This is a genomic window from uncultured Brachyspira sp. (assembly GCF_934747485.1).
Lineage (GTDB): Bacteria > Spirochaetota > Brachyspiria > Brachyspirales > Brachyspiraceae > Brachyspira.
The window spans coordinates 1-6,604 of the sequence record NZ_CAKVGN010000103.1 but is presented as its reverse complement, the minus strand read 5'-3'; the positions used below and the strand labels follow the sequence as shown (position 1 = coordinate 6,604).

General features: G+C 27.4%; 7 protein-coding genes. 5 read left to right on the top strand and 2 right to left on the bottom strand.

Features of this window, described 5'->3' with window-relative positions:
* Positions 1-224: 224 nt before the first annotated feature.
* Positions 225-1,613: a sodium-dependent transporter gene (locus Q0H31_RS12705; protein ID WP_295298753.1), complete on the top strand. Its 1,389-nt coding sequence runs from the start codon at positions 225-227 to the stop codon at positions 1,611-1,613.
* Between the two features lie 11 nt (positions 1,614-1,624).
* Positions 1,625-2,065: a MarR family transcriptional regulator gene (locus Q0H31_RS12700; protein ID WP_278774729.1), complete on the top strand. Its 441-nt coding sequence runs from the start codon at positions 1,625-1,627 to the stop codon at positions 2,063-2,065.
* A gap of 420 nt (positions 2,066-2,485) precedes the next feature.
* On the opposite strand, the gene Q0H31_RS12695 is transcribed toward Q0H31_RS12700, so the two are convergent.
* Positions 2,486-3,121 (bottom strand): hypothetical protein, encoded by a 636-nt coding sequence (locus Q0H31_RS12695; RefSeq protein WP_295298750.1) that lies wholly within the window; start codon positions 3,119-3,121, stop codon positions 2,486-2,488.
* 25 nt (positions 3,122-3,146) lie between these two features.
* The gene (locus tag Q0H31_RS12690) at positions 3,147-3,782 is read right to left on the bottom strand and encodes a hypothetical protein (protein WP_295298748.1); all 636 of its coding nucleotides are present in this window, start codon (positions 3,780-3,782) and stop codon (positions 3,147-3,149) included.
* Positions 3,783-4,075: 293 nt separating this feature from the next.
* Here Q0H31_RS12690 and Q0H31_RS12685 point away from each other — a divergent pair, with 293 nt between their 5' ends.
* Genes Q0H31_RS12685 through Q0H31_RS12675 form a run of 3 tightly spaced genes read left to right on the top strand, consistent with a single transcriptional unit; the run spans position 4,076 to position 6,507 of the window.
* Positions 4,076-4,516: a YkgJ family cysteine cluster protein gene (locus tag Q0H31_RS12685; protein WP_013244352.1), complete on the top strand. Its 441-nt coding sequence runs from the start codon at positions 4,076-4,078 to the stop codon at positions 4,514-4,516.
* 17 nt (positions 4,517-4,533) lie between these two features.
* The gene (locus Q0H31_RS12680; protein WP_295298745.1) at positions 4,534-5,994 is read left to right on the top strand and encodes a cobalamin-dependent protein; all 1,461 of its coding nucleotides are present in this window, start codon (positions 4,534-4,536) and stop codon (positions 5,992-5,994) included.
* A gap of 18 nt (positions 5,995-6,012) precedes the next feature.
* A complete protein-coding gene (locus Q0H31_RS12675; RefSeq protein ID WP_295298742.1) occupies positions 6,013-6,507 on the top strand; it encodes an NUDIX domain-containing protein in 495 nt (164 codons plus the stop codon).
* Positions 6,508-6,604: the final 97 nt, after the last annotated feature.

Here is a 6,604-nt window from a genome sequence, read left to right as displayed (position 1 = left end):
ATTATGATACACCTATGCTATACTTTAAGAAATTAAGGAATTCCTAACTGCAATATGTCTGGCTCCTGTGCATTTTATAATTAATTGGATAAAAGTTTTGTGTTTTTAAATATATAGTTTTTTAAAATTACAAAATTATTGCTTATAAAATTTATCCTTGACAATTTTTATATTTATTATTATTATAAATAGAAATATAAAAAATAGTGTATAGGTGATTATTTATGAATGAGAAGAGAGAAAAGCTTTCAAGCAGATTAGGATTCTTATTAGTATCAGCTGGCTGTGCTATAGGTTTGGGTAATGTGTGGAGATTTCCATATATTACAGGTCAATACGGCGGAGCTGCTTTTGTTGTTTTATATTTAATATCATTAGTAATCTTAGGGCTTCCAATACTTATAATGGAGTTTACTGTTGGACGTGCGGGCGGAAGAGATTTAGCTGGTTCTTATAGAAACTTGGAGAAAAAAGGTCATAAGTGGCATATAATTGGTTATGTGCAGATTTTTGGATGTGTTTTACTTTTAATGTTTTATACTACTATAGCTGGTTGGTGTTTATATTTCTGTTATTCTATGGCTATGGGTTATATGGAAGGATTAACTCCTGAGCAGGTTCAGGCATTTTTTGGTAATATGCTTGCTTCTCCTAAAACATTAATATTTTGGATGTTCGTTGCTGTTATAATTGCTAGTATAGTTTGTTTTAAGGGGCTTGAAAATGGCGTTGAAAAGATAAGTAAGATTATGATGACTTTACTTTTCTTTGTGCTTCTTATTCTTATAGTGAGAGCTGTTACTTTGCCTAATGCTAAAGATGGTCTTAAATTCTACTTGCTTCCAAATTTCAAAAATATGTTTGGCGATGGAATTGCTGGTTTTTCTAAGGTAGCTTATGCTGCTATAGGTCAGGCTTTCTTTACTTTGAGTTTGGGTATTGGTGCTATGACTATATTTGGAAGCTATATAGATAAAAATTATTCATTAACTGGCGAATCTATAATGGTTGTTATACTAGATACTTTAATAGCATTATTATCTGGTCTTGTAATATTCCCTACTACTTTCTCTTTTGGAGTAAATCCTGGTCAGGGTGCTGGTTTAGTATTTCTTACTTTGCCTAATATATTTAATTCTATGGTTTTAGGCAGATTATGGGGAGCATTATTCTTCTTATTCTTATCTATTGCGGCATTAACTACTATTATTGCTGTATTTGAAAATATTATAGCTTTCACTATGTCTGAAACTAAATGGAACCGTAAAAAAACTACAATAGTTGTTTCTATATCTATATTTATATTAAGCTTGCCTGCTGCTTTAGGTTCTAATGTATTATCATTTATTAAACCTTTGGGTGAAGGAACTAGCATAATAGACGGTTTAGACTTCTTAGTTTCTAACAACTTCCTTCCTTTGGGCGGTATAATAATATTAATATTCTGTACTAGAGAGCTTGGCTGGGGTTGGAATAACTTCCTTAAAGAAGCTGATACTGGTAAGGGTTTGAAATTCCCTAAATGGTCTAGATTCTATGTTAGTTATATACTTCCTCTTATAGTGCTTACAATTTTTGTTGTTGACTATATTAATAAGTTTTTTCTAAAATAATAGGCTATTAAATGAAAGAAGAAGAGTTAAAGAAGCATATAGACATTATATACGACCATTGGTATGAAACTAATAGGTTTTATCATATATGGGCAAAACAGTACGGCATAACAGATTTAACTTTGTTTACATTAGGGCTAATTTATTATAATAAAGAATGCCCTCAGAATATGGTTACAGAGAAATTATGCATACCAAAGCAAACAAGCTGTTCTCTTCTTAATGGGCTTGAGAAGAAAGGATACATTACAAGAAAGGTTAATGCTAAAGATAAAAGAAATAAAATTATAACTCTTACTAAGAAGGGTATTAAGTTTGCCGAGCCTATATTAGAAAAACTTGAAAAGCTTGATACAGATATGCTTGCTTCATTAAAAGATGAAGATATAGTGAAGTATACAAATTGTTTAAAAGAGCTGATTAAGTTTATGGAGAATTATTCTAAAGATTGAACTTTAGTATAAGCAAATACTATAGCTAATATCTTAGGAATATGTATTAATTATAAAATAATATTTGTATTTAATCTAAAAATGCAGCCTTTTTGCTTCTTTGCGGCAGCAAAAGAAGTGGGGGTATGGGGGCTAGCCCCCAAAGCAATAAAAATATAAAAACTGAGTTTTACAGACTTAAAATTTTTAGTGTATTTAAAACAATTATTTTTTATAATTTTTTTGTTGTTCTTTTTCCCGCAGCTCGCGGTGCGGACTTCGTCAAAAGAACCAAAAAGTGCAAGTGCTTTAGCTTTGTATGTTTGGAATATGTATAAACTAATAAGATAGTACCTATATTTTAGGCTAAATTATATAAGGCTTATGATAAATATATTCATTCATCATAAGCCCAATATTTCATGCTAATAATTATAAGCTTTAACGCTTTCCAAAATGAATACCTAAAGAAAGCATAGCTCCTATTGAATGATGCTGATTTATATTATAGCCTCCAAATAAGTTATTTATATCACTTTTATCAAATATCATATATTCATAAAAAATATTAAGACCATATACAAAAGCCAACGTTTCATTAATATTATATATTCTATCTTCTAAAAATAAATTAACGTATGGAGATATCGGAACTTTATTTGGTTTTATATTTAAATCATCTATTATAGGTATAAATTTAACACCTGAAGATAAACCGAAAACTAAATCTATTTTTGAATTTAAAACTGGAGTAAATATAAATTTTAATGCCAAACCAGTTGTTATTCCGCCTGCCTCTAATCGATTTATTTTATAATTATCATTTTTTAAAGATATAGTTCTTGCATCTATTCCTGTATCAAATAATAAGCTTATGCTTCTGAAAGAAGATTTATTTATAGGAAAGTTATAACCTAATTGTAAATTTAAATCTAATCTTGGCTCAAAAACTTCACCTGTTAAATCAGTAAAACTGTTGGCAACTCCAAATTTTCCAGCAAAACCTAATTCAAAAGCAGGAAATAGCATACTTGAAAAAATAAATATAAAAGAAATTATAAATATTTTTAATTTCATTTTCGTTCTCCTTTTTAAAATTTTATTATAAGAATGGCATGGCTATTACACCAGTTCCTCCAGTAAGAACACCAACTGTTATAATAGCTACAACTGCAATTACTTTTAAAAAGATATTCCACCATGCTCTTGGCATAGGATTTTCATTAATATAATCATTCATACTATCAGTAATTAAAGATGATGTAAGCATAATTTTAAGTTCATATGTTTCCTCATCATTACTAGAAAATTTACTATCAACTTTTCCTTTTAGTTTTATACCACTAAAATAGAAAATTTCCGTACCATCATCTTCTCTCCAAGATATGTCAAAAGTATTTTCTGTTTCATTATAATTCAATATATCACCATTTAATATACTTGTTCCATTATTAATACTTATTTTATCTGGAAACAATGAATTATTATATATGGTTGTTACTTTTGAATTTTTATCGTCTGATATAAGAACGGTATATTGATTATCGCTTGTTTTACTAGCGGAAACATAACCATTATTTGAAGAATTTTCTTCTTTCATTATTAATGAATTTTTTTCAGTATCTTCATATATAGAAAGTTTTCCTGAACTAGTTAAACTTTCTCTTAGAGAAACATCTCCTATGTCAGTAGGGTTTGTAGTTTTACTATTACATGACATTATAGTAATAGATGTCAAAATAACAGTTAAGTAAGTAAGTAAGTTTTTTCATTTTCCTTCTCCTAATATATTTTTTATGTAATATATTATATATTTTTATATAAAAATATCAACCAATTATAGTTCTTAAATTGCAAAAAAATATGAATTTTTGATATTTTTTTTAAATATGACTATATAATATTTTAATAAGTATAATAAAAACTTAAATATGGTTAGTTTCTGATAATAACGAAAATATCAAATTGACAAAACCTAATCACTTTAGTATAATTAAATGATTGTTTTATTTTTTATAAGGTGATTTATTGATGAAAGTGATACCGTCTGATAAAATTTTTAAAGATAGAAAAGAGAAAGTTACAGATAAATTATGTGCAGATTGTAATTCTTTATGCTGTCATGATTTGGTGATGGAAATATCTAAACCTAAAAATGAAGAAGAATTAAAAACTTTGAAATGGTATCTTTATTTTAAGCATTCATTTATATTTATATATCAGGATACTTGGTACCATATGATAAGAAGCGAGTGCAGGTATTTAGATAAAAAAACTTATTTGTGCAAAAATTATGAGAATAGGCATGATATATGTACTAAGCATAGTCCGCCTAAATGTGAGAGATATGAAGAGTGGTATGATGTAATATTTGATGACCAGTATGAATTAGAAAAATATGTTTATGAGAAAAAAATAATTAAAAAGAAATCTTCTAAATCTCCTAAAAAAATAGCTAAAAAAGTAAAATAAAAAAATATATATAAGCAATGAAAAAAGAAAAAATTAATAGAGTATGTATAACATATCCTCCTTTTGAATATAATAAAGGTTTTCCATTAATGTCTTTAAATATGCAATTTCAATGGGTAAGAAATTTTAGTGCTAATTATCCTATGCTTTTAGCTTATGCTGCCACTTTATTAAAAAATAACGGCTATGATGTTTTTTTTATAGATACTGTAGCAAGAAAGATGGATATAATAGATTGGCTTATACAAATAGACAAAATAAATCCGCAATTAATATTTTTTGAATCTACTACTGCCACAATAAATTATACTTGGGATACTATTAATGCTATTAAAGATAAATATAAAAATGCTTATATAGTTTTGGCAGGAAGTCATGTTACAGCATTGCCTGAAGAGAGTTTTTTAAAATCTGAAGTAGATTTTGTTGTTACAGGCGGAGATTATGATGTACTTCTTTTAAGTATTGTGAATTATATTAATAATGGTGAAAAATTAAAAGAGGGTATATATTATAAAACATCTCAAGGAAATATTAGAAACACTGGCAAATGTAAACTTGATTATCCTTTAGACCGCCTTCCATTTATAGATAGAAATCTCACGAATTGGAAATTATATTCCAAAGAAAATGAATATTATAAAAAAACTCCGGCTACTTTTATTATGTCTGGACGCGGGGCTGTTTTTAATAATTATAATTGTGCAGATTCTAATATATTGTTTAATAATGTTAGGTTAAGAAACCCTATTAATGTTGTTGATGAAATAGAATATTTGCATAAAAGATATGGTATAAAAGAGTTTGTGGATGTTACAGTATCTTTTCCTATGGGAGAGTGGCTTTCATTATTTTGTCAAACTATGATAGAGAGAAAATTAAATAAAAAAGTTTATATTGATTGTTATATGTATTTTACGGATTTGGATTATCATTATTATAAGATGATGAAAAAAGCTGGGTTTAAAACATTGATTGTTACTTTTCCTTCTGCAAATACTAAAACTTTAGAGAAACTCTCTCCTTCATATATAAATATAGATTCTATGATTGAGTCTATTAAAATGGCAAGAAAGGTGGGGTTACTTATAGATATGATGGTGAAGATTGGATATCCTTGGGAGAATGAAGAAGATATTATAGCTACTTTTGATGTAATAAAATATTTAATGACTAATGGCTATATTAATACAATGAATACTTCTATTTTTGTTCCATATCCGGGCACCAATATATTTAATTATTGCAAAGATAGTGATTATATTAATACTGATAATTGGTTTGAATATGATATGAGGGGTAGTGTAATGAAGTTAGAAGTTGATGATATTTTTCAATATGTAGAATATTTTTATAATTTATCATTTAATCCTATGTATGTTTTACATAAAATTTTAAGCATTAGAGATATATACGATATTAAGCATCATATAAACTCTTTTAGAAATGTTGTGTCATCGTATATCAATAGGGAGTAATAGAATCAAAAAAATATTATGGCTGAGATTTGGGATATTTATGATATAAATAAAAATAAAAAAAACAAGTTTCATAAGCGGGGATTGCCTTTAGATAATGGTGATTATCATATAGTGATTCATGCTTGGGTAGTTAATAGTAATGATGAGGTGATATTAACTAAGAGGCATAGCAGTAAAAATATATGTCCTAATATGTGGGAATGTACTGAGGGTTCTATAGTTGCGGGCGAGAGCAGTGTTGAGGGAGCTGTTAGGGAATTAAAAGAAGAGATAGGTCTTAATTTTGAAATTGATGAGGCTGAATTTTTTACTTCGTTTGTTATTGATTTTTCTAATACTATAATTGATTCTTATATATTTAAAAGAGATGTTAATATAAATGATTTAGTATTGCAAGAAAATGAAGTTAATGAGGCAAGAATTGTTAATGAAAAAGCTTATAGAGAGATGTGCAAAAGAGGAGATATAGTTGATTCTTTGATGTATTTTTATGATTTATACAAAAAATAGCATAAAAAATTCTACTAAAATTTTTTGCACAGGAGCCAGACATATTGCAGTTAGGAATTCCTTAATTTCTTAAAGTATAGCATAGGTGTATCATAAT

What these genes read in the sequence shown, in the direction of transcription:
- Q0H31_RS12705 (WP_295298753.1), top strand. Translation starts at nt 225, where the DNA reads ATGAATGAGAAGAGAGAAAAGCTTTCAAGCAGATTAGGATTCTTATTA.
- Q0H31_RS12700 (WP_278774729.1), top strand. Translation starts at nt 1,625, where the DNA reads ATGAAAGAAGAAGAGTTAAAGAAGCATATAGACATTATATACGACCAT.
- Q0H31_RS12695 (WP_295298750.1), bottom strand. Translation starts at nt 3,121, where the DNA reads ATGAAATTAAAAATATTTATAATTTCTTTTATATTTATTTTTTCAAGT.
- Q0H31_RS12685 (WP_013244352.1), top strand. Translation starts at nt 4,076, where the DNA reads ATGAAAGTGATACCGTCTGATAAAATTTTTAAAGATAGAAAAGAGAAA.
- Q0H31_RS12680 (WP_295298745.1), top strand. Translation starts at nt 4,534, where the DNA reads ATGAAAAAAGAAAAAATTAATAGAGTATGTATAACATATCCTCCTTTT.
- Q0H31_RS12675 (WP_295298742.1), top strand. Translation starts at nt 6,013, where the DNA reads ATGGCTGAGATTTGGGATATTTATGATATAAATAAAAATAAAAAAAAC.